This window comes from Ramlibacter monticola, from assembly GCF_016722785.1.
Classification (GTDB): domain Bacteria; phylum Pseudomonadota; class Gammaproteobacteria; order Burkholderiales; family Burkholderiaceae_C; genus Ramlibacter; species Ramlibacter monticola.
This window is the reverse complement of the sequence record NZ_JAEQNE010000013.1, coordinates 37,710-59,199: the sequence shown is the minus strand read 5'-3', so window position 1 is coordinate 59,199 and position 21,490 is coordinate 37,710. Positions and strand designations below refer to the sequence as shown.

The 21,490-nt window shown below is 71.8% G+C and carries 26 protein-coding genes; 10 read left to right on the top strand and 16 right to left on the bottom strand.

Annotated elements, in window-relative coordinates; all coding sequences use genetic code 11:
• The first annotated feature begins 181 nt into the window (after positions 1-181).
• Complete coding sequence (gene hutH / locus JJ685_RS29300) at positions 182-1,738, top strand: histidine ammonia-lyase (protein ID WP_201677935.1); 1,557 nt, start codon at positions 182-184, stop codon at positions 1,736-1,738.
• 97 nt (positions 1,739-1,835) lie between these two features.
• Positions 1,836-2,099: a hypothetical protein gene (locus JJ685_RS29295; RefSeq protein ID WP_201677934.1), complete on the top strand. Its 264-nt coding sequence runs from the start codon at positions 1,836-1,838 to the stop codon at positions 2,097-2,099.
• A 15-nt stretch (positions 2,100-2,114) separates the two neighbouring features.
• Here JJ685_RS29295 and JJ685_RS29290 read toward each other — a convergent pair whose 3' ends face one another.
• From JJ685_RS29290 to JJ685_RS29240, 11 genes are all read right to left on the bottom strand, one after another.
• Positions 2,115-2,576, bottom strand: a complete 462-nt coding sequence (locus tag JJ685_RS29290) for a hypothetical protein (RefSeq protein ID WP_201677933.1) — start codon at positions 2,574-2,576, stop codon at positions 2,115-2,117.
• Positions 2,577-2,714: 138 nt separating this feature from the next.
• Positions 2,715-3,710: a 4-hydroxythreonine-4-phosphate dehydrogenase PdxA gene (gene pdxA, locus JJ685_RS29285; protein WP_201677932.1), complete on the bottom strand. Its 996-nt coding sequence runs from the start codon at positions 3,708-3,710 to the stop codon at positions 2,715-2,717.
• A complete protein-coding gene (locus tag JJ685_RS29280) occupies positions 3,707-4,942 on the bottom strand; it encodes a four-carbon acid sugar kinase family protein (RefSeq protein WP_201677931.1) in 1,236 nt (411 codons plus the stop codon). Before JJ685_RS29280 ends, pdxA begins: the two co-directional genes overlap by 4 nt.
• 54 nt (positions 4,943-4,996) lie before the next feature.
• The gene (locus JJ685_RS29275; RefSeq protein ID WP_201677930.1) at positions 4,997-5,632 is read right to left on the bottom strand and encodes a dienelactone hydrolase family protein; all 636 of its coding nucleotides are present in this window, start codon (positions 5,630-5,632) and stop codon (positions 4,997-4,999) included.
• A gap of 72 nt (positions 5,633-5,704) precedes the next feature.
• Positions 5,705-6,904, bottom strand: coding sequence for a radical SAM/SPASM domain-containing protein (locus tag JJ685_RS29270; RefSeq protein ID WP_201677929.1), 1,200 nt, complete (start codon positions 6,902-6,904; stop codon positions 5,705-5,707).
• 155 nt (positions 6,905-7,059) lie between these two features.
• Entirely contained in the window at positions 7,060-7,323 is a 264-nt protein-coding gene (locus JJ685_RS29265; protein ID WP_201677928.1) for a YkvA family protein, read from the bottom strand.
• 131 nt (positions 7,324-7,454) lie between these two features.
• Positions 7,455-8,786 (bottom strand): ATP-binding protein, encoded by a 1,332-nt coding sequence (locus tag JJ685_RS29260; RefSeq protein WP_201677927.1) that lies wholly within the window; start codon positions 8,784-8,786, stop codon positions 7,455-7,457.
• Positions 8,783-9,454, bottom strand: coding sequence for a response regulator transcription factor (locus tag JJ685_RS29255; protein WP_201677926.1), 672 nt, complete (start codon positions 9,452-9,454; stop codon positions 8,783-8,785). Before JJ685_RS29255 ends, JJ685_RS29260 begins: the two co-directional genes overlap by 4 nt.
• Before the next feature lie 16 nt (positions 9,455-9,470).
• Positions 9,471-9,707 carry a PepSY domain-containing protein gene (locus JJ685_RS29250; protein WP_201677925.1) on the bottom strand — a complete coding sequence of 79 codons (237 nt, stop codon included), beginning with the start codon at positions 9,705-9,707 and terminating at the stop codon, positions 9,471-9,473.
• A 22-nt stretch (positions 9,708-9,729) separates the two neighbouring features.
• Positions 9,730-10,263, bottom strand: a complete 534-nt coding sequence (locus JJ685_RS29245; protein ID WP_201677924.1) for a glycine zipper 2TM domain-containing protein — start codon at positions 10,261-10,263, stop codon at positions 9,730-9,732.
• Between the two features lie 178 nt (positions 10,264-10,441).
• The gene (locus JJ685_RS29240) at positions 10,442-10,963 is read right to left on the bottom strand and encodes a hypothetical protein (RefSeq protein WP_201677923.1); all 522 of its coding nucleotides are present in this window, start codon (positions 10,961-10,963) and stop codon (positions 10,442-10,444) included.
• Between the two features lie 219 nt (positions 10,964-11,182).
• Here JJ685_RS29240 and JJ685_RS30350 point away from each other — a divergent pair, with 219 nt between their 5' ends.
• Positions 11,183-11,740 carry a c-type cytochrome gene (locus JJ685_RS30350; RefSeq protein WP_201677922.1) on the top strand — a complete coding sequence of 186 codons (558 nt, stop codon included), beginning with the start codon at positions 11,183-11,185 and terminating at the stop codon, positions 11,738-11,740.
• A gap of 112 nt (positions 11,741-11,852) precedes the next feature.
• Complete coding sequence (locus JJ685_RS29230; protein WP_201677921.1) at positions 11,853-12,983, top strand: 6-phosphofructokinase; 1,131 nt, start codon at positions 11,853-11,855, stop codon at positions 12,981-12,983.
• Here JJ685_RS29230 and JJ685_RS29225 read toward each other — a convergent pair.
• On the bottom strand, positions 12,973-13,356 hold the full coding sequence (locus tag JJ685_RS29225) for a VOC family protein (RefSeq protein ID WP_201677920.1): 384 nt from the start codon (positions 13,354-13,356) through the stop codon (positions 12,973-12,975). The two genes, JJ685_RS29230 and JJ685_RS29225, sit on opposite strands and share 11 nt — an antisense overlap.
• Positions 13,357-13,501: 145 nt before the next feature.
• A complete protein-coding gene (locus JJ685_RS29220) occupies positions 13,502-14,401 on the bottom strand; it encodes a LysR substrate-binding domain-containing protein (RefSeq protein WP_201677919.1) in 900 nt (299 codons plus the stop codon).
• A 115-nt stretch (positions 14,402-14,516) separates the two neighbouring features.
• Between JJ685_RS29220 and JJ685_RS29215 the strand changes: the two genes are divergently transcribed.
• The 3 genes from JJ685_RS29215 (at position 14,517) to JJ685_RS29205 (ending at position 18,402) form a co-directional block, all read left to right on the top strand.
• Entirely contained in the window at positions 14,517-15,698 is a 1,182-nt protein-coding gene (locus tag JJ685_RS29215) for an acyl-CoA dehydrogenase (protein ID WP_201677918.1), read from the top strand.
• Between the two features lie 98 nt (positions 15,699-15,796).
• Positions 15,797-17,203 (top strand): amidase, encoded by a 1,407-nt coding sequence (locus tag JJ685_RS29210; protein ID WP_201677917.1) that lies wholly within the window; start codon positions 15,797-15,799, stop codon positions 17,201-17,203.
• Positions 17,203-18,402, top strand: coding sequence for a serine hydrolase domain-containing protein (locus JJ685_RS29205; RefSeq protein WP_201677916.1), 1,200 nt, complete (start codon positions 17,203-17,205; stop codon positions 18,400-18,402). Before JJ685_RS29210 ends, JJ685_RS29205 begins: the two co-directional genes overlap by 1 nt.
• Positions 18,403-18,493: 91 nt before the next feature.
• Here JJ685_RS29205 and JJ685_RS29200 read toward each other — a convergent pair whose 3' ends face one another.
• Entirely contained in the window at positions 18,494-18,934 is a 441-nt protein-coding gene (locus JJ685_RS29200; RefSeq protein ID WP_201677915.1) for a DUF7673 family protein, read from the bottom strand.
• A 201-nt stretch (positions 18,935-19,135) separates the two neighbouring features.
• On the opposite strand from JJ685_RS29200, the gene JJ685_RS29195 reads away from it, so the two are divergent.
• Entirely contained in the window at positions 19,136-19,384 is a 249-nt protein-coding gene (locus tag JJ685_RS29195; RefSeq protein ID WP_201677914.1) for a hypothetical protein, read from the top strand.
• A 46-nt stretch (positions 19,385-19,430) separates the two neighbouring features.
• Here JJ685_RS29195 and JJ685_RS29190 read toward each other — a convergent pair whose 3' ends face one another.
• Positions 19,431-19,781 carry a hypothetical protein gene (locus tag JJ685_RS29190; protein ID WP_201677913.1) on the bottom strand — a complete coding sequence of 117 codons (351 nt, stop codon included), beginning with the start codon at positions 19,779-19,781 and terminating at the stop codon, positions 19,431-19,433.
• A 75-nt stretch (positions 19,782-19,856) separates the two neighbouring features.
• Between JJ685_RS29190 and JJ685_RS29185 the strand changes: the two genes are divergently transcribed.
• Positions 19,857-20,816, top strand: coding sequence for a threo-3-hydroxy-L-aspartate ammonia-lyase (locus JJ685_RS29185; protein ID WP_408015508.1), 960 nt, complete (start codon positions 19,857-19,859; stop codon positions 20,814-20,816).
• Between the two features lie 3 nt (positions 20,817-20,819).
• On the opposite strand, the gene JJ685_RS29180 is transcribed toward JJ685_RS29185, so the two are convergent.
• Positions 20,820-21,125 carry a hypothetical protein gene (locus tag JJ685_RS29180; RefSeq protein WP_201677911.1) on the bottom strand — a complete coding sequence of 102 codons (306 nt, stop codon included), beginning with the start codon at positions 21,123-21,125 and terminating at the stop codon, positions 20,820-20,822.
• A 214-nt stretch (positions 21,126-21,339) separates the two neighbouring features.
• Here JJ685_RS29180 and JJ685_RS29175 point away from each other — a divergent pair, with 214 nt between their 5' ends.
• Positions 21,340-21,486 (top strand): hypothetical protein, encoded by a 147-nt coding sequence (locus JJ685_RS29175; protein ID WP_201677910.1) that lies wholly within the window; start codon positions 21,340-21,342, stop codon positions 21,484-21,486.
• Positions 21,487-21,490: the final 4 nt, after the last annotated feature.

Here is a 21,490-nt window from a genome sequence, read left to right as displayed (position 1 = left end):
GCCGGGAAGGGCCGCCGTGCGTGGCTTGCCTCACCGGGAGTCCGTCCATGCCCGATCACTCGCGATCTTCCTATCCTCCCCCGCCGTGCAGGCCCCGCGCGGCACGCAGCCGAGCTGCGCCAACGGGCGGATCGAGGCGGCCGGACGAGCTGGCCGCGAACGTGACGCTGCCGATGTGCGGATGACGCAGGCCGAAATCCTCGTGCCCGGCCAGCTCACGCTGGCCCAGCTGCGGCGCTTGTGGGAGGCGCCGGAGCGACCCCGCGTCAAGCTCGATGCGTCCTGCCGCGGCGCGATCCGGGCCGGCGCGGAGACCGTGCGGCGCGCCGGCGCCGGCGATACGCCGGTCTACGGCGTCAACACCGGCTTCGGCAAGCTGGCCAGCACGCGCATCGCCCGCGAGGACCTCGCCATGCTGCAACTGAAGCTGCTGCGCTCGCACGCGGTGGGGGTGGGCGCGCCGTTGACGGAGCGCGTGGTGCGCATGATCCTGCTGCTGAAGGCGGCGAGCCTCGCGCGCGGCTACTCCGGCGTGCGCGAGGAGGTGGTGGACGGACTCCTCGCGCTGCACGACCGCGGCGTGCTCCCGGTGATCCCCTGCCAGGGCTCGGTCGGCGCCTCGGGCGACCTGGCGCCGCTGGCGCACCTGTCGCTGCCCCTGATCGGCGAGGGCGAAGCCTTCTTCGAAGGCGAGCGCATTCCGGGCGCCGCGGCGCTGGAGCGGGCAGGGCTGCAAGCGCTGCAGTTGGGGCCCAAGGAAGGCCTCGCGCTGATCAACGGCACCCAGGTTTCCAACGCGCTGGCGCTGGACGCGCTGTTCGCGGCCGACCGCCTGTTCGAGGCCGCGGTGATCGCCGGCGCGCTGACGCTTGATGCCGCGCGCGGCAGCGACGCCCCCTTCGATCCGCGCATCCACGCGCTGCGCGGCCAGCCGGGCCAGATCGATTGCGCGGCCGCGTACCGCTCGCTGCTGGTCGGCAGCGAGATCCGCCGCTCGCACCTGGTGGGAGATGACCGCGTGCAGGACCCGTACTGCCTGCGCTGCCAGCCGCAGGTGATGGGTGCCTGCCTCGACCAACTGCGCTGCGCCGCGCAGGTGCTGCTGCGCGAAGCCAACGCGGTGACCGACAACCCGCTGGTGTTCGCCGAGGGCGGCGAGATGCTGTCGGGCGGCAACTTCCACGCCGAGCCGGTGGCGCTGGCCGCCGATGCCATGGCCGTGGCGATCGCGGAGGTCGGCGCGATCGCGGAGCGGCGCGTGGCGATGCTGGTGGACACGGTGGTGTCGCGCCTGCCGCCCTTCCTGGCGCCCGAGCCGGGGCTCAACTCCGGCTTCATGATCGTGCACGTGACGGCGGCGGCGCTCGCTTCGGAGAACAAGTCTCTGGCCCATCCCGCCAGCGTGGACAGCCTGCCCACCTCGGCCAACCAGGAAGACCACGTGAGCATGGCCACCTTCGCGGCCCGCCGCCTGCAGCAGATGCTGGCCAACACCGGGCACATCGTCGCCATCGAGCTGCTCGCGGCGGCGCAGGGCATCGAGTTCCTGCGGCCGCTGGCCAGCGCGCCGGCGCTGGAGGGCGTGCTGCGCCTGGTGCGCAGCGTCTCGCCGGCGATGCCGGCCGACCGCAGCCTGGCCCGCGACATCGAGGCCATGCACCACCTGGTGGCCGCCGGCGACATCGGCCGGGCCATCGAGCGCCACATCCCCGAACTGCAGGCCTTGCGGCTGGCCTGAACCCCTTCATGGCGAAGGGCCGCTGCGCGAACTAAGATGGATCGACGGGGCTGCCGTCCCCAAGCGCGGCAGCCCGTCTTCGTCGAAGGAGGTCGACATGGACCACCGCCTGCATTTCCTGGAATCCTTTGCCGCGAACGGCTCCGACGGGCAGCGCTACAAGGTCTGCGGTTACGAACGGATGGCCCCGGAGGTCCCGTTCACGCACGCGCCCCAGGACTGGGAATCGACCGGCGTCGCGGAATACCACCTGACCGACGGCCGGCTGGTGGACGTCTCGCACGACGGGACGATGCGCATCGCCGGCTCGAGCGTCGTGCTGCAGCGGGCCCCCGGGCCCTCCGGCGCGCTGCTGCGCTAGCGGGGCTCCGGCGGATCAGCCGACAGGGGCGGGCTGGGCCGGGAAGGCGATCGGGCCCGGCGTGCCGGGTCGGCTGTCCTCCATCGCCGCCGAGATCCCCCAGCAGAGAAGGGCGGCCACCGCGGCGTGTCGCCACGACAGGCGCCGGGCCACGCGCTCGGCCAGGGTCACTTCCGGCGCGGGCACCGTGCACGCAGGTGCCGGCCGCGCCATGGCGCGGCCGGCGAGTTCGATGCGCTCGAGGGCGCCCTGGCCGACCAGGTCGTCGAGCAATACCGAGGCCGCGGCCTCGTCGAGACCGAGGTGGGTGTGCAGCCAGCCGGCGGTGACCGGACCGACGCTCATCCGGCTGCAGGCCCGCAGCACCTTGGCAGTGCGGAACCGGTCCGGAATCTGCGGCCAGTGCTTCAGCCGGTAGGCATGGCTGCCGACCGACCCAGGCTCCGCTCGAGGCAAATTGATCTGGTTCCGGTACATCTGGTTTCTTCCCTTACGACATGAGGAAGTCTGCCTACCGCGGTCGGGCAGAGCCAGACGATGCATCACCTATGTTGGTACTAGCGAGTTTCCTAACAACGTGCTATTGACGCCGCCCGTTGCCTGCGGCAGCCAGGCTCAGGCGACCGCGGGCGCGAGCTCCACCGCTTGCCGCAGCGCCTCGACCAGGCTGCGCTCGTCGGCCACGCCCTTGCCCGCGATGTCGAAGGCGGTGCCGTGGTCGACCGAGGTGCGCACGAAGGGCAGTCCCACCGTCACGTTGACGCCGGCGTCCAGCCCCAGCACCTTCACCGGGCCGTGGCCCTGGTCGTGGTACATGGCCACCACCAGGTCGAAGTCGCCGCGCGTGGCGCGGTAGAACAGGGTGTCGGCGGGCAGCGGGCCCTGCACGTCCCAGCCGCGGGCGCGGCAGGCGTCCACGGCCGGCTGGATCTTGCGGCCCTCCTCGCCGCGGCCGAACAGGCCGTTCTCGCCCGCATGCGGGTTGATGCCGCAGACGCAGACGCGGGGCGCGGGGATGCCGGCGCGCTGCAGCAGCGTATAGCCGCGCGCGATGGTGCGTTCGACCAGCCCCGGTTCGATGCGTTCGACGGCATCCAGCAGCCCGATGTGCGTCGTCACGTGGATCACGCGCAGGCGCGGCGCCATCAGCAGCATCGAGACCTCCGGCGTGCCGGTGAGCTTCGCCAGCATCTCGGTGTGGCCCGGATAGCGGTGCCCCGCCGCGTGCAGCGCCTCCTTGTTCAGGGGCGCGGTGCAGATGGAGACCAGTTCGCCGGCCTGCGCGAGCCGCACGGCCGCCGCGATGTAGGCGTAGGCGGCCGCGCCGCCGGCGGGCCGCAGCTGGCCGAAGGGCAGCGCGGTGGTGCTTTCGCCCACGCGCAGGCAATGGACCACGCCGGGCGCGGCACGCACCTCGGCGCAGCGCTCCACTTCGCGCACCTGCACGCCGCTGCGCGTGAGGCCGGCGGCCTGCCGCAGCCGGTCGGGGTCGCCCAGCACCACGGCTGCGACGCGCTCCTGCACGTCGCGCCGCGCGAAGGCCTTGGCGATGATCTCGGGGCCGACGCCGCACGGGTCGCCCATCGTGATGCCGATGAGGGGCTGGGTCATACCTTTTTTTCCGGTCCTTCCTTGGCGGCCGAGACGGCGCGCAGATGGCGCAACACCCGCACGAGCGACTGGCTGTCGCCGAAGCCGCCGGCCTTGGTGACGACGAAGCGCGCGCCGTCGCGGCTGAGGCAGATGCCGGGCTCGAGTTCGCCCAGCACCTGCAGCTGCGCCACGCCGAGGCGGTCCAGCACCGAGCGGGCGGTGTCCCCGCCGGTCAGCACCAGCGTCGAGGCGCCGCGCAGGAGGGGTTCGGCGGCCTCCGCCATGCACCGCACCAGCTCGCGCGTGGAGGCCGGCGGCACGGCGCCGGCCACGGCCAGCACCACCGGGTCGCCGCGCACGACGTGGCCCTGCGCATCCGCCAGCAGCCTCGCGACGGCGGGCCGGTCCTCGACCCACGCCGAGGCGTCCAGCTGCGCCACGTGCACGTCGGACTGCATCGCCAGCTCGTCGACCTGCTGCGTCGTCACCGGGGAGAAGCTGCCGACCACCGCGACGATGGGAGGATGGTCGCGGCTGGGCGCCAGCATCGGGTGCTCCGGCCCGCCCGCCTGCAGCAGCTCGGTGGCGAGCGCCTTGGCCAGGCCGGCGGCGCCTACCGCCAGCAGCCGGTAGCTGCGCGACACGATGACGATCGCCAGCGCGAGCCGCCGCAGGTCCTCCGCGTCGGCGGCGTCCACCACGATCACGCGGGTGCCGCGTTCCAGGACGGACAGCAGCTCGCGGGCGAGGGCGGCGGCGGTCTGCGTCTTGACCGGCCGCAGCAGCAGCAGGTGCTCGTCGACGGAAGCGAGCATCCGCGGCAGGTCCATCGCCCGGCCCGACGCGTCGCAGCGGGGCTGCCCGTGCACGTGCAGGATGCCTTCCTTGAGCGTGCGGCCCTGGGTCGGCAGGGCGGTGCACACGATCGCGGCCTGCACCGCGCCGGGCACGTCGAACACGGCCCGCAGTTCCTCGGCGACGTGGCCGCGCAGCGTCGAATCGATCTTCTTGAACAGGAGGTCGCCGGGGGTGCGGTGGGCGCTGGCCTCGCGCACGATCGCGGCGACCCGCGCCGCGGCGGCCGGCGCATCCAGCGCGCGCGAGTCGCTGTCGACCACCCAGTTGCCGCCGACGGGGGGCGGCCCGGTCACCACCAGCGGCGCGGGGCTGACCGAAGCCTGCGCCAGCGCCGCGGCGCACTCGGCGGCGCCCGAAAGGTCGTCGGCAATCACCTGCAGGCAACGGGTCATGAAGTGCTCTCGCGGCAGCTGTGCAAAAGCGGGAGTATCACCGACCCGGGGGCTTCAGCCCGCGGGCTGCAGGTGCTGCAGCAGCCAGTCGCCGGCGAGCTCCGCGACGCGTTCCAGCGTCCCGGCTTCCTCGAACAGGTGGGTCGCGCCGGGCACGATGTCCAGCCGCTTCTCGCATGCGAGGTGTTCGAAGGCCTGGCGGTTCAGGCCCAGCACCTCGGTGTCGGCGCCGCCCACCAGCAGCAGGGTGGGGGCGCGCACGCGCGGCAGGGCCGCGCCGGCGAGGTCCGGCCGGCCGCCGCGCGACACCACCGCCAGCACGTCGCCGGGCCGTTGCGCCGCTGCGAGCAGCGCGCCAGCGGCGCCGGTACTGGCGCCGAACAGGCCGATCCGCATGGCGCCGATGTCGCCGCGCTCGCGCACCCAGGCGATGGCCTCCACCAGCCGTTGCCCGAGCAGCTCGATCTGGAACACGTTGACGCGGTTGCGCGCCTCGCCCTCGGTGAGCAGGTCGAACAGCAGGGTGCCCAGGCCGCGCGCCTGCAGTTGCTGCGCGACGAACACGTTGCGCGGGCTCAGCCGGCTGCTGCCGCTGCCGTGCGCGAACAGCACGAGGCCCGCGGCGCGCTCCGGCACGGCCAGCTCGCCCGGCAGCCGGCCGGGTCCGACATGGACCTGCTCCTGCATCATGGCGGCCTCCCGCGTCAACGCTTCAATTTACTCGCTGGCGGGGCGGGCGGATGCTCTTCCGCGCGCCGCGAGTCAGCGCGGGGCGAAACGCATCACGTCGGAGGCGGGGCGGCCCTGGCGCAGCAGCGTCGCCATCGCGCGGATGTGCGGCGCCACCGAACGGAAGAAGTGGCGGTAGCCCGTGCAGAGATAGCTCTCGGCCGGGCCGCCGCCCGGCGCGTGGAGGAAGCGGTGGCGCGGACAGCCGCCGCGGCAGGCTGCCAGCACGTCGCAGCGGCGGCACTGGGCGCTGAGCGTGTCGCGCTTGGCGGCCTCGAAGGCGCGCTGCTGCCGCGCGGCCAGCAGCTCGGCGAACGGCTGCTCGGACAGACGGCCGAGGCAGTGGTCCTCGTCGAGGTAGCGCTCGCAGGCATACACGGAGCCGTCGGGCTCGACCGCGAGCTTGGGCTCGCAGGTCTCGCCGAAGCTGCACACGCTCGGGTGTCCGTGGATCCAGGCGTGCAGGGCGCTGTCGAACAGGTGCACGAACACGCTGCCGACGTCGCGCCGGACCCATTCGCCGAACACGGTGGTGAGGAAACGTCCGTAGGCCACGGAACCCACGCTGCAGCGCGAAGGCTCGATCCCCCGCGCGCCGCGGCGCTCCCCGGCGGGGACGGTCCGGGCCTGCACCAGCGGGACGAATTGCATCTGCCGCGCGCCGAGCGACTTCAGGTAGCGGTACACCGCGAGCGGGTGCTGGGCGTTGCGCGCGCTTACCGCGGTCTGGACCTGGAAGGCGATGCCGCGGGCTTTCAGGTGCTCGATGCCGGGCCGCAGGAGGTCGGAGCCTGCGTCTTGGGCCGCGCCTTGCAGCTCCGGCGGGCCGTCGATGTGCAGCGTCACGCCGAAGCCGCCCTCGGCCAGGAACGCGGCCCATTCGGCGTCCAGGAGGGTGCCGTTGGTGTGCAGCGTGTTGCGGACGGTCCGGTCGCCGGCGTGCTGTCGCTGCAGCGCGAGGGCCTGCCGGAAGAAGTCGATGCCGCGCAGCGTGGCCTCGCCGCCCTGCCAGGCGAAATGGACGTCGCGTTCGTCCTGCGCCTGCAGCGCGCCGCGCACCAGCGCCTCGAGCGTGCCCTCGTCCATGCGGGCGTCCTGCCGGTTCCCCGCCTCGGGGCAGAGGCTGCAGCGCAGGTTGCAAGCGCCACCGACCGGGCGTGCCAGCACCTGCAGGGGCGCGCAGCCGGGGCGCCCCACAGTGCGCGCCGCAGTCAGGAAGATCGCTTGGCTCATCGAAATGGAGGATGGCACAGGTGGCCTGCTGCGCGTCGCCCGGTGCAGTGCGCCCGCTTGACGGATGTCAACGGCGCCGCCGCCCCACGACGGCGTGGAGGAGACACCCATGAGGGTAAACACGGAGGCGGGACCTGCCCCCTGGCCTGGCCGCGTCAGCGCCGCGTGGCCGCGGCGATCTCCGGCGGCAGGCGCTTGAGCAGCCAGCGGATCGCCAGCGGCACCAGCACCAGGTCGTCGAGCGCGCCCACGAAGGGGATCGCGTCCGGGATCAGGTCCACCGGCGACAGCAGGTACAGCACGACCAGCACCGTGCCGATCTTCAGCCACCTCGGCGCGGCCGGGTGGCGCAGCGCGAACCAGAGCTGGCGAGCGTCGCCGCGCAGCAGGGTCCACAGGAGGGTGAGGCGTTTCCACATGGTTGTCGTCCCGGTGAAGGCCCCCCACGAGGCCACGCGCTGGACCACTTGGCAGCGCGCGCCCCGAATGCAAGGCCGCACGGCCCGGCAGTGCCCTGCCGCGGCCGCAAGTGCCATTTATTGCACGAAGCTCAGGCGGCCGGCAAGGCGATGTCCACGCGCGCGCCGCCCATTTCCGAACGCAGCAGTTGCAGTTCGCCCCGGTGGCTGTCGACCAGGTCCTTCACCACCGCCAGGCCGACGCCATGCCCCGGGACCCGTTCGTCGCCGCGCACGTGCAGCTGCAGCACCGAGCGGGTGTCGCTGAAGCCCGGGCCGTCGTCGTCGACCTGCAGCCGCAGCCCGGCGGCCTCCCGGCGCGCACGCACCGTCACGGCCTTGCCGGCCCACTTGGCTGCGTTGTCCATGAGGTTGCCCATCATCTCGAACAGGTCGCCCTCGTCGATGCGCCAGGCGAGGTCGGCGGGGCAGTCCACGCGGAAGGCGATGCCCTTGTCGGCATAGACCTTGGCCAGCGCCTCGCGGATGCGCTCCAGCACCGGCGCGAGCGGCACCGCGGGGGCGAAGCGCGTCACGCCGCCCGCGGCCGCGCGGCCCAGCTGGTGCTGGACGATGTCGTCCATGCGCGTGACCTGCTGGGCGACGGCCTGCGGCAGCTGCGCCGGTTCCTGCAGGGCGCTGCGCAGCACCGCCAGCGGCGTCTTGAGGCTGTGCGCCAGGTAGCTCAGCGCTTCCTTGTAGCGCGTCTGCCGCACCCGCTCCTGCTGGATCAGCGCGTTGAGGTTGTCGGTGAGGCCGGAGAGTTCGGTCGGGTAGCGGCCCTCGATCTTCGACTGCTCGCCGCCCTCCACCCGCTGGATCTCGCCCGCCACCTGGCGCAGCGGCGCCAGGCCCCACTGCAGCAGCAGCAACTGCGTCAGCAGCAGCAGCAGGCCCGCGCCGCCCAGCCAGGACCATAGCGTGCGCGCGAACACCACGACCTCGTGCCGGAACTCTGTCTCGTCCTCCAGCACGGACAGCACCAGCGACGCGGGCCGCGCGCCGGCCTCCCAGTTCACGGCGTAGGTGGCGCCCATGTACGCGCGCCCGCCGCGCTCCACCATCTCGAACTGCCAGCGGCCGGTCTCCAGGCGGCGGCGGAACGGCGCGTCGATGCCCACGGTGGAGGAGGAGCGCCATTCCTCGTTGCGATCCACGTTGAAGATGCTGGCGTAGAGGCCGGAGCCGGGCAGCGTCAGCCGGGGCTCGGCGAAGCCCGCCGGCATCACCAGCGCGCCGGTCGCGTCGACTTCCGCGCGCGCCAGCAGCAGGTACACGGTGCCTTGCAGGCGGCCGTAGTGCACGGCCCGCACGCTGTCGGCATGCGCGCGCTGCACCGCGATGCCGGCGCCGGCCATGAAGAACAGCAGCACCACCGCGGCGCCGAGGAGCAGGCGGGCGCGGAGCGAATAGCCGGGCGTCATCCCAGCGTGAAACGGTAGCCGCGCCCGCGCAGGGTTTCGATGGGCGCGAGGCTGCCTTCTGGATCGAGCTTGCGGCGCAGGCGCCCGACCAGCACTTCCAGCACGTTGCTGTCGCGGTCGTCGCCGTGCGGATAGAGGTAATCCGACAGCTCCTGCTTGGTCACGACCCGGGCGCGTTCGCGCACCAGGTATTCCAGCAGGCGGTATTCGTAGGCGGTCAGTTCCAGCGCGTGTCCGTCCAGCTTCACCGCCTGGCCGGCGAAATCGATGCTGACCGGTCCCAGCGTCAGTACGTCGGTCGTCGCCTTGAGCGAGCGACGCAGCAGCGCCTTCACGCGGGCGGCCAGTTCGGGGTATTCGAAGGGCTTGACCAGGTAGTCGTCGGCGCCGGCTTCCAGGCCCACCACCTTGTCCTGCCAGGTGCTGCGCGCCGTCAGGATCAGGATCGGCGTCGCGCGCCCTTCGGAGCGCAGCTTCTGCACGATGGCCAGGCCGCCGAGCTTGGGCAGGCCGAGGTCGACGATGGCGAGGTCGAAGGGGTATTCCTGGGCCAGGAAGAGGCCCTCCTCGCCGTCGACGGCCACGTCCACGCGGTAGCCGTCGGCTTCGAGCTGGCGCTGGAGTGTCAGCCGCAGCGCGGCCTCGTCCTCGATCAGCAGCAGGCGCATGGCAGGCCTCCCCGCGTCAGAGGGGGCGGCCGGTCGCCATGTCGATCAGGACGACGCGCACGTCGCCGGCGGGCGTCACCACCTTGACGCGCCAGACGGGGCGGTTGCCCGCCTCCGACCGCTCCACGGCCAGCACCCGCCCCTGGCTCACGCGCTGCGCGATCGCGGCCGCGTCGTCCCGGCTGACGTCTGCCCAGGCGGGCAGGACGGCGGCCAGTGCGGCAGTGAGGATCAGCTTGCGGGCGAGGTGCATGGCGGGTGGCTGGAAAGGGTCGTCAACGTCGATGGTAATCCGGCTCGACCGGCGTCACGGACACGCGCACCGGGATCGTCGCGCCGGGCTGCTCGCGCAGGACCGTGCTGGCTTCCACGCCCCGGTAATCGTAGACGACACGATAGCCGGTCAGCCGGTTCTGCGCGTCGTAGACGGTGTGGCAGGAGCGCACCTCGCGCGCCTCCGGCGCCGGCGCGGCGACGGCGCCGTTGTTGGCGATGCGGTCGCCGGCGATCGCGCCGACAACGGCGCCGGCCGCGGTCGCCGCCTCCTTGCCATGGCCCTTGCCGACCTGGTTGCCCAGCAGGCCACCCGCCACGCCGCCGATGATGACGCCGCCGTAGCCGCCCATGGGGGCGGCCGCGCGCGGGGCGTCCTGCACCCACTGGCTGGTGCACTCCTGGCGCGGCACCTGGACGGTTTCGTACTGCGGTTCGACCGCCCGCACGCGGGCCTGGTCATTGAAGCTCTGGGCGTGCCCGGTGCCGGCCACGGTGGCCAGCAGGAGGGCGGTAGCAAGAGCGCTGCGGTTCATGGGGACTCCTTGAGAATCGTTGTGCTTGCAGCTTAGGGGGGCCTGCCTGAACGCAATATGAACGGACGTCAACTTGGGTGAACGGCGGGCGATCCCGACGCGGTGGCGCAACGGAAGCACGAACGGCTTCACTGTTACGCCTGCTCACGTGGGGTCGCCCGGCGCCCGCGGCGCGGGATCAGCGGCGCCAGCCGTAGGGACGCCCGTAGCCCTCGCCATAGTGGCCTTGCACGTCGAACTGCCAGGAGCGGCGCGCGAGGTTGCCGGCGCGGTCGCGCACCAGCACTTCCGCCACGTGGCGTCCGGGCGCCAGGTCGCTGTCGACGCGGATGTGGAGCGGGTCGATCCTGGCGTACCCGGTCACGTCCCGGCCGTCGAGGAGCAGGCGCACCGTGGAGAGGTCGATGCCGCTCATGGGGTCGGTGAAGCTGGCCGACACGCGCGTGGCGCGACGGTCGCCCATGAGCGCGCCGGGTTGCGGGGTCAGGTCGTCGATGATCGGGCCCTGCGCGTCGCGGCGCCAGCCGTTGCGCCAGCCGCGGTCGTGGTCGTCGTCGCGCACGTAGACCGTGGCCGGGGTGGCGGCCGGTTGCAGCACCACGTAGCGCTGCTCGCGGGCGAGGGCCGGCTGGGCCAGCAGGGCGGCGGCGGAAGACAGCAGCAAGGCTGCGGCGAGGGGCTTGCGGAGCGTGGATTGCATGGTGACCTCCTGGGGTTGACGGGCCAGTTCCTTTCCTGGCATGGAGGGCAGTTTGCGGGCGCGACGATGAATGCATCCTGAACCGATCGCACTTTCCCGGGTCCCTCGCGGCCGTGCTTGTCGGACGCCGCTGGCAGGCGCAGCCGGTCCCGGCTCGCACAGGCGTCCTCCTAGAATTTTTCGAATCACCTCCAGCCAAACATGCAAGGGAGAGACCCGATGAAGAAGCTCACGCTCGCCGCCACGGCCCTCGCGGTGGCCGCCGTCCTCACCGGCTGCGGACGCCACGACGACGACGCCGCCACGACCGCATCGACCTCCTCGTCCCCGTCGACGAGCGCGCCCTCGTCGAGCGACAACAACGCCAGCCTCGCCACCGCGCCGTCCTCCAGCGACAGCAGCAGCGCCAACGTGGCGAGCACGCCGTCCACGACCGGGTCCTCGGGCAGCCTGGCGTCGTCTTCGTCCGCCACCGGGTCCTCCATGGACGCCGGAGCGAGCAACACCGCCGCGATGGGCGCGGGCGGCAGCGGCCAGACGGTGTACAGCAGCACCTGCGCCATGTGCCACGCCGCCGGGGTGACCGGGGCGCCCAAGCCGGGCGACAAGGACGACTGGAAGCCGCGCATCGCGCAGGGCAAGGACACCCTCTACAAGCACGCCCTCGGCGGCTTCCAGGGCAAGAAGGGCACGATGCCGCCCAAGGGCGGCAACACCTCGCTGCCCGACGCCGACGTGAAGGCGGCGGTCGACTTCATGGTCGACCAGTCGAAGTAGGCGCCGGCCGCCACGCCGGCGGAGCGCATGCGGGACATGCACTCTGGCGGGCTGCGCCCCGCCTTATCATGGTCGCCCCCTCCCGGCGGCCGCGGGGCGCGGCCCGAACACCATGTCCAGACCCAGGCGCATCGGCATCCTCACCGGCGGCGGCGACAGCCCCGGCCTCAACGCGGTGATCCGCGCAGTCGCCAAGAGCCTGATGCAGGATGCCGGCGCCGAGGTGGTCGGCTTCGTCGACGGCTTCGCCGGCATGATCGAGCGGCAGTCGCGCGCGCTCGCCTACCGCGACGTGTCGGGCATCCTCACGCTCGGCGGCACCATTCTCGGCACCAGCAACAAGGCCAATCCCTTCGCCTACCACGCGCGCGGCAACGCGGACGTGTCGGCGCAGGTCGTGGCCTATGTGCGCGACGAACTGAAGCTCGATGCCGTGGTGGCGATCGGCGGCGACGGCACCATGTCGATGGCGCACCGGATGCACCAGCTCGGCATCCCGATGGTGGGCGTGCCCAAGACCATCGACAACGACCTGATGTACACCGACCGGACCTTCGGCTTCGACACCGCGGTGGCCATCGCGACCGACGCCATGGACCGGCTGCACACGACGGCGCAGAGCCATCACCGGGTCATGATCCTGGAGACCATGGGCCGCTACGCCGGGTGGATCGCGCTCTATGCGGGCGTGGCCGGCGGCGCCGACATCATCCTGATCCCGGAGTTCGAGTACGAGATCGAGGAGATCGCGCGCATCTGCCGCGAGCGCCAGCAGGGCGGCCAGCGCTTCACGCTGATCTGCGTGGCCGAGGGCGCCAAGGCCAAGGGCGGGGAATTGGCCGTGCGGCAGGTGGTCGCCGACAGCCCCGATCCGCTGCGCCTGGGCGGCGTCTGCAACGTGCTGGAGCACCACCTTTCGCAGAGGGTCGGCAGCGAGGTGCGCACCGCGATCCTGGGCCACGTGCAGCGCGGTGGCACGCCGACCGCCTTCGACCGGACGCTCGCCACCGCCTTCGGCGCCTATGCCGCCGCGCTGGTGGCCGACGAGCAGTACGGCCGCATGGCGGCCACGCAGCAGGGCCGCCTCACCAGCGTGGCGATCGCCGACGTGGCGAATCGCCAGCGCACCGTGGCGCCGGACGCGCCGATGGTGGCGACGGCGATGGCGGTGGGCAGTTCGTTCGGGGTGCCGGGGATGAAGCTGCGCTTCGACGGGAGGACGCCGTCGGCGTTCATGACCTGATCGCCTCGCGGTCGATGTTCTGCGCGATGCGCCACAGGACGCCGCTGGGATCGATCAGCGTGAAGTCGCGCATGCCCCAGGGACGATCTTCGGGCAGGCCCACCTTCACGCCGGCCTGGCTCGCGACCCCCGAGGCCTGGACTTGCGCATGCCAGTCGTCCACGTCCTCGACGAGCAAGTGCATCTGGAAGTTCTGCGCGAAGGCGGGCTCGTCGAAGGCCTGCAGCAGGAAGCTCGTCGCGCCGTGGCGCACGTAGGCCAGGTCGTCCGACGTCCATGCAATCTCGAATCCCAGTGCCAGGTAGAACTGCCTGGAGCGTTCGAAGTCCGTCGCGGGGACGAAGGCCTTGATTTCGACGGCGTTCAGGTTCATTGCCAGCCCTCCAGGTCTTCCAGCGGAAACTCCGCCGGATAACTGTATAAAATACCAGTGCGCCGACGGATACCTGTTCGACGCAGTTGCACTTGCGGTCACGGGGCGAAGGTTCGCGCCGTGACCTTTTTTCGTGCGCAGCCGGCTACGGACGCCCGGCTTCCTTCAGCAACCACTTCCGGAAGACGGTCACCGCGGCCCGCTCCGGCTGCTCCGGCTGCACCAGGTAATAGGCCCGGCGCGCGATCGCACCACTCTCGCACGCCGGCACCAGCGTCTTCGCGGCCAGTTCGCCCTGGATCAGGAGCGTGGGCACCAGGGCCACGCCCATGCCGCAGCTGGCGGCGGCCACCTGCATCGAGAACAGCTCGTAGCGCGGCCCGGCCATCGCCTTGGGCGCCTCCACGCTTTGTGCCGTGAACCAGTCGCGCCACGCGTCGGGGCGGGTCGACTGCTGCAGCAGCGGCAGGTTCGCCAGCGCGCGCGGCGTGACCGGCTGCCCGCCCTTCAGCAGCGCGGGGCTGCACACGGGCGCGACTTCCTCCTGCAGCAGCAGCGTGGCATGCGTGCCGGCCCACTGTTCCAGCTGCTGCGGCGTGCCCGCATAGATGGCGCCGTCGAACTCGTTCTCCGCGAACAGGAAGGGCCGCGTGCGCGCCGCGATGTGCACGTTGAGGTCCGGCTGCTCGCGCGCCAGTCGCGCCAGCCGCGGGATCAGCCAGCGCGTGGCGAAGGTCGGCACCGCCGCCAGCGTGACCGACTCGCCCTGGCCCTGCCGCCCCATCAGGTCCAGCGCGTCGCGCTCGATCGCGTCCAGCCGCAGTTGCACCTTGCGGGCGTAGTCGTCGCCCGCCGGCGTGAGCGCGATGCCGTGCTGGGCGCGCTTGAACAGCTTCACGCCGAGGAATTCCTCCAGCTGGCCGAGCTGGCGCGACACGGCGCCCTGCGTCAGCGCGAGCTCCTGCGCGGCCCGCGTCAGGCTGCGGTGGCGCGCGGCCGCCTCGAAGCAGGCCAGGGTCTGGGTGGAAGGCAGCTTGCGGCGCATGGCCTCGCATCCTCGTCAGTCATGAAGCCCAAGCATAACTGCTGCAGAAACTTTCGCTTTCGTCAGCTTGGGCGCGTCCTTTAACATCGCACCATCCATCAGCTTTCTTACGACTATGAGCAACCGAACCACTTTCTCCTGGGCCGATCCCTTCCTGCTGGATTCGCAGCTCACCGACGACGAGCGCCAGGTCCGCGACGCGGCCCGCACCTATTGCCAGGAACGGCTGCTGCCCCGCGTGCAGGAAGCCTTCCGCCACGAGAAGACCGACGCGTCCATCTTCCGTGAGATGGGCGAACTGGGCCTGCTGGGCCCGACCATCCCCGAGCAGTACGGCGGCGCCGGCCTGAACTACGTCTGCTACGGCCTGGTCGCGCGCGAAGTCGAGCGCGTGGACTCGGGCTACCGCTCGATGATGAGCGTGCAGTCCTCGCTCGTGATGGTGCCGATCAACGAGTTCGGCAACGAGCAGACCAAGCAGAAGTACCTGCCCAAGCTCGCCACCGGCGAGTGGATCGGCTGCTTCGGCCTGACCGAGCCCAACCACGGCTCTGACCCGGCCAGCATGATCACGCGCGCCCGCAAGGTCGACGGCGGCTACCGCCTCAGCGGCAGCAAGATGTGGATCACCAACAGCCCGATCGCCGACGTGTTCGTGGTCTGGGCCAAGGACGACGGCGGCCAGATCCGCGGCTTCGTGCTGGAGAAGGGCTGGAAGGGCCTCAGCGCCCCGGCCGTGCACGGCAAGGTGGGCCTGCGCGCCTCCATCACCGGCGAGGTCGTGATGGACGAAGTGTTCTGCCCCGAGGAGAACGCCTTCCCCGAGGTGCGCGGCCTCAAGGGCCCGTTCACCTGCCTCAACTCCGCCCGCTACGGCATCGCCTGGGGCGCCATGGGCGCCGCGGAGGACTGCTTCCATCGTGCCCGCCAGTACGTGCTGGACCGCAAGCAGTTCGGCCGCCCGCTGGCCGCCAACCAGCTGGTGCAGAAGAAGCTGGCCGACATGCTCACCGAGATCTCGCTGGGCCTGCAGGGCTGCCTGCGCCTGGGGCACATGAAGGACGAGGGCAACGCCCCGGTGGAGGTCACCTCCATCCTCAAGCGCAACAACTGCGGCAAGGCGCTCGACATCGCCCGCATGGCGCGCGACATGATGGGTGGCAACGGCATCAGCGACGAATTCGGCGTGGCGCGCCACCTCGTCAACCTCGAGGTGGTGAACACCTACGAGGGCACGCACGACATCCACGCGCTGATCCTCGGCCGCGCCATCACCGGCATCCAGGCCTTCAACTGAGCCCCCGGGGGGAATTGTCGTCGCGCGGGCCGCCCCCGCCATGACAAGCCCCCCTGCCGGTGGCATCATCGTTGCCCCCACTCGACGAGGAGGCGGCGATGGACCTGTCCCGCGTGACGCATGCCGGCGCGTCCGAGATCGCGGCGGCGGTGCGCAGGCGCGAGATCACCGCCGTCGCGGTGATGCACGCCTTCCTCGATCGCATCGAGCGGCTGGAGCCGCGCCTCAACACCTTCGCCACCCTCACCGCCGATGCGGCGCTGCAGGCCGCCCACCACGTCGACCGGCTGATCGCGGGCGCGCGCGATCCCGGCCCGCTGGCGGGCGTGCCGGTCAGCGTCAAGGACCTGATCGCCGTCGGCGGCGTGCGCCAGACCTTCGGTTCCAGGCTGCTGGCCGACAACGTCGCGCCGCACGATGCGCCCTCGGTCGAGCGCCTGCGCCATGCCGGCGCCTGCATCGTCGGCAAGAGCACCACCAGCGAGCTCGGATCCAAGGCGGTCGGCGACTCGCCCTTGACCGGCATCACGCGCAACCCGTGGAACCTCGAGCGCACCCCCGGCGGCTCCAGCGCCGGCGCGGCGGCCCAGGTCGCTGCCCGCATGCTGCCGGTGGCCCTGGGCACCGACGGCGGCGGCTCCATCCGCATCCCGGCCAGCTTCTGCGGCGTGTTCGGCATCAAGGCGCGCTTCGGCCGGGTGCCCGTTTGGCCGCCCTCGGCGGCGCCGGCGCTGGCGCATGTCGGGCCGATCACGCACAGCGTGCATGATGCGGCGCTCGTGCTGTCGGTGATCGCCGGCCACGACGCACGCGACGAGGCTTCGCTGCGCTTGCCGGTGCCCGACTACCTGGCGAGCCTCGGCCTCGGCATCGCCGGCCTGCGCATCGGCTGGTGCCCGTCCTTCGGTTACGGGAGCGCCGATTCCGACGTGGTGGAGGCCTGCCGGCAGGCCGTCGCGCAACTCGAGGCGGAGGGCGCGCGCGTGCGGACCATGGACCCGCCGTTCGCGCGCGATCCCGCGCCGGCCTGGAGCCGCCTCTTCTACGGCCGCATCGGCCAGCGGCTGGCGGAACTCGCGCCCACCCCGGAGCGGCTGGCGCTGGTCGACCCGCCGCTGCGGCGCGCGGTGGCGGACCAGCAGGCCTTCGCGGCCCCGCGCGAGGAGGAGCTCACCGCGCTGCAGGAGGAAACGCGCGTCCAGGCCGACGCGGTGTTCCGCACGGTGGACGTGCTGGTCACGCCCACCCTGCCCGTCACGGCCCTCCCCGTGGGGATCGACGCCCCGTCGGGACACGCCGGGAGCAATGCGGTCGACTGGTCCTTCTTCACCTATCCCTTCAACCTCACCGGGCATCCCGCCGCCTCCTTCCCGGTGGGCCTCGACCGCCAGGGCCTGCCGATCGGACTGCAGATCGTCGGCCCGCCGGACGGCGAGGCCGTGATCCTGCGGGTGGCGAGCGCGCTCGAACGGCTGCTTCCCATCGCGCAGCCGCCGCTGGCCTGATGCGAGCCGGCCTGCCCGATTTCACGCGCGTCGACGCCGCCCTGCGGCAGCGCGTCGACGACGGGGAACTGCCCGGCGTCTCGTACGCGGTGCTGTGCGGCACCGAACTCGTCGCGCGCAATTGCCTGGGCTGGGCCGACCGCGAGGCGCAGGTCCCGCTGCGCGAGGACCACCTGTTCCGCGTCTTCTCCAACACCAAGCTGGTCACGAGCTGCGCCGCGCTGCGGCTGGTGGCGCAGGGCCGCATCGGCCTGGACGACCCGGTCGGCGAGTACATCCCCGCGCTGCGCGCGCTGCGGGCCTTGCGCCCGGGCGCGCTTGCGCTCGATGACACGCAGCCGTTGCCCGAGCCGGTGCGGCTGCGCCACCTGCTCACGCACACCGCGGGCTTCACCTACGCCTTCCTGCATCCCGATACGCCGCTCGCGAAGGCGTACATGGCGGCGGGCATGGCCGATCCGGGCTTGTCGCTCGCGCAGATGATGGAAGCGCTCGGCCAGCTGCCGCTGCTGTTCCGGCCCGGGGCGGACTGGAACTACTCGGTGGCCACGGACGTCTTGGGCCGGGTGATCGAGGTGGCCAGCGGGGAGCCGCTGGACCGGCACCTGCAGCGCCATGTGTTCGAGCCGCTGGATCTGCACGACACCTTCTTCTTCGTGCCGCCCGGCAAGCAGGCGCGGCTCGCGCGCATGTACATCGGCGACCTGCGCGAGCCCTCGCGGCGGGCCCTGCGCCCGGCCGACCACCTGCCTTACGACGGCGCCTACCTGCAGCCGGTGCCGCGGCTGAATGCGGGCGGCGGCCTGGTGGCCAGCCTCGGCGACTTCGCGAAGCTGCTCGGCGTGCTGGCGAATGGCGGCGCGCCGCTGCTCGCGCCCGAGTCGCTGCCCTCCGTCTTCGACAACCAGCTGGCGCCCGGCCTGTGGATCGGCTTCCCGAACATGCCGCGCACGATCGGCCGCGGCCACAGCTTCGCGGCCTCGGTCACGGTGGAAGCTTCCGGCGCGGACCCGACCAGCATGCCCGGCGACCTGCAGTGGGGCGGGCTCGCGGGGACGAAGTGGTGGATCTGGCCTTCGCGCCGCGTGGCCGTGGCCCTCATGACGCAGCGCTACATGGGATCCGACCTGCCCTTCTGGCCCGAGTTCAAGGCCCTGGTGCGCGAAGCGCTCGAGCGCGACATGGAGCCGATCGCCTGAGGGCGGAATTCACGCTGCAGGGCCGCGGCAGCGGCGCCGCCAAGGACGGGCAACTGCTGCCGGTGTTCGACCCGGCGCGCCGGGCGGGCGACTAGGCTCTCGAGAGCCGGGCCTCGTTCACCAGCCGCGCGACGCGCCGCGGGCCACCCTCCACGGACTCGACCAGGTCCAGTCGCGCGTAACGAAACGCATCGAGGACGGCGAGCATGTCGTCGCCGACGTCGGCGTCGAGCCCGCGCAGCGTGTGGAGCGGCAACGGCCGGTTGCTCCAGACGGCCGCGACGAAGACGAGGATGTCGCGGCCGTGGCGCGCGTCGTGCTCCTCCGCCCGGCGCAGCAGCCGGTCGAAGGCCGCCAGCCCCTGCTCCGTCGCCTCGTGCGAGCGGATCTCCTGGGCCAGCATGCGGGCGCGCTCCAGCAGCGTGCCTTCGTGGTCCACGCGCATGCGATCGCCGCGCCCGACGACGAGCTGCACGCGGTTGATCTGCTCTAGGCTGGCGCGGTGCCGCCGTTCGCGTTCGACGCTGCCCATGGCCGCTTCCCCTTTCCGGCGGCGCCTTGGCGCGGCCGCGGATCCTGGGCTCCTTCTACTGCAGGAGCCCGGCGACTGTTAAGAGGAAATTCGCGGGTCGACGTGCCGCCGCCGCCACACTCGGGGCGCCGCCTGGGAGCTGGAACTGGTCAGTGGGCGCCAGCTCATGTACTGTGCACCCCTGCGCACCCGGAGTACCCCATGGAGTTCCTCAGCAACCTGCATCCCGATGTCAAACTGCTGCTCGTTGCCGGCGCCCTGGCGCTGCTCGGGGCGCTGTTCAGCGGCACCAAGAAGAACGAGCACCGCTACATGGCGCTGTTCACGATCGTGATGCTGGCGGCCGGCTGGCGCTTCCACGTGCACGACCAGGAGTCCGAGGTGCAGGCAACCGGGGCCACCCACGTGGTCCATTCCAAGGCCGCCAGCGTGCGCACCGGCACGCGCTGAAGCTCGCCTCCGGTGCAACGTAAAGGGCAGCCCGCGCTGCCCGCGCTCACAGTCCGTGGTGGCAGTGCCCCGCGCCGGCCTTCACGACATCGGTGCCGCTGGAGGGCACTCCGTCGTCCATCGGCAGCGAAGTCTGCTCGACTGCGCCACCCCCGGTGGTGGTCCGCGAAGGGCTCTGGGCCGCGACGGGCAGCACGGCACCCGATTCCCGCGCGCCCTGCAACTGCGGCGCCATCGAAGGCGTGGTCACCAGGGCCGCCGCGACGGCCAGGCCGCCGAGCAGGGTGAGGGCGGCGGCGCCGGCCCAGCGCGGCCGCGTGGCGTCGAATCCCCGGGGTTGCTGCGCCACCCCCCCGGCTTCCGCTTCCGGCTGCTGTTGACGAACGAGGTAGCACATCGCAAGCTCCTTCGACATCGGGCCGCTAGTATGGACCCGCCCGCCCCGGATGCAAGGACCTAGCTGTTGCAAACCATGAACCTTCCCGACTACGACGCCGTGCTCGCCGCGGCCGAGCGCATCCGCGGCCACGCGCACCGCACGCCCGTCCTCGCCTCGCGCACGCTCGACGACGAACTGGGCGCGCGCGTGTACTTCAAGTGCGAGAACCTGCAGCGCATGGGCGCGTTCAAGTTCCGCGGCGCCTTCAACGCGCTGTCGCGCTTCGATGCGGCGCAGCGGCGCGCCGGCGTGGTGACCTTCTCGTCGGGCAACCATGCGCAGGCCATCGCGCTGTCGGCGCGCATCCTCGGCATGCCCGCCACGATCGTGATGCCGAACGATGCGCCGGCCGCGAAGGTGGCCGCCACGCGCGGCTACGGGGGCAACGTGGTGCTCTACGACCGCTACAAGGAGGACCGCGAGCAGATCGGCCGCGATCTCGCGCGCAAGCACGGCCTCACGCTGGTGCCGCCGTTCGACCATGCGGACGTGATCGCCGGACAGGGCACGGCCGCGAAGGAACTGCTGGAAGAGGTGGGGCCGCTCGACGCGCTGTTCGTTCCGCTCGGCGGCGGCGGCCTGCTCGCGGGCACGGCGCTCGCCACGCGCGCGCTGGCGCCGCAGTGCAGGCTCTACGGGGTCGAGCCGGAGGCGGGCAACGATGGCCAGCAGTCGTTCCGCAGCGGCGCCATCGTCCACATCGAGACGCCGCGCACCATCGCCGACGGCGCGCAGACGGCGCATCTCGGCGAGCTCACGTTCGCGATCATCCGCAACGCCGTGGACGACATCCTCACGGCTTCCGATGCGGAACTGGTGGAGTGCATGCGCTTCGCGGCGGAGCGCATGAAGCTGGTCTTCGAGCCGACGGGTTGCCTCGGGTTCGCGGCGGCGCGCGCGCGGCGGGAGGCATTGCGCGGCGCCCGCGTGGGCGTGATCGTCAGCGGCGGGAACGTCGATCTCGCCCGCTTCTGCCAGCTCCTCGTGCAGTGAGTCTCAGCGCAGTTGCGCGGGGCGCGTGCGCTGCACGCGCGGCTCCGGCGGGAAGGTGAGCGTGGTCAGCTCGGACATCCGCAGGTCGTCCGAGCGGCGGCGGTCGGCGATCTCCTGCAGCAGGCGGCGCAGGCCGGCGACCAGGGCGGCCAGGACCAGCAGCATCGCCAGCGCCAGCAGGGGGCTGTGAAGCAGCCGGCCCACGCCCATCGTCGCGGCGGCCCACAGGCAGGCGAGGAGGCCCAGGGCCACCAGGCTGGCGAGCAGCTTCAGGATCGCGATGTCGGGGGTATGTCTGCTGTGGAACATCTGTACGGCCTCCGTTTCTTTTGTACCGGTGACGCTCGTTGGTGACAAGATGCCATTGGTGCCGTTGTGTTGGCCATAGGGGATCGGCGCAACACGGAATGGACAGTCGGCGTGACCGAGTTCACACGCACCATTCTGGCGCTGGGGATAAATCCGGGGCTGGTCATTGCATTTCGGTCTGCCTTACATTCCGCATCAGCTGGGAGGAGTGACCATGGCCAAGACCCTCTGTGCCTTGCTGCTTGCCGCACTGGCGGGCTGCGCCGGACTTCCTGCCTACGAGAGACCGCCGTCGCCCTGCGACGGAGGCGAATCCTCCTACGCCTGCCAGGTCCAGCGTTACCACGACGTGGCGATCTGAGGAA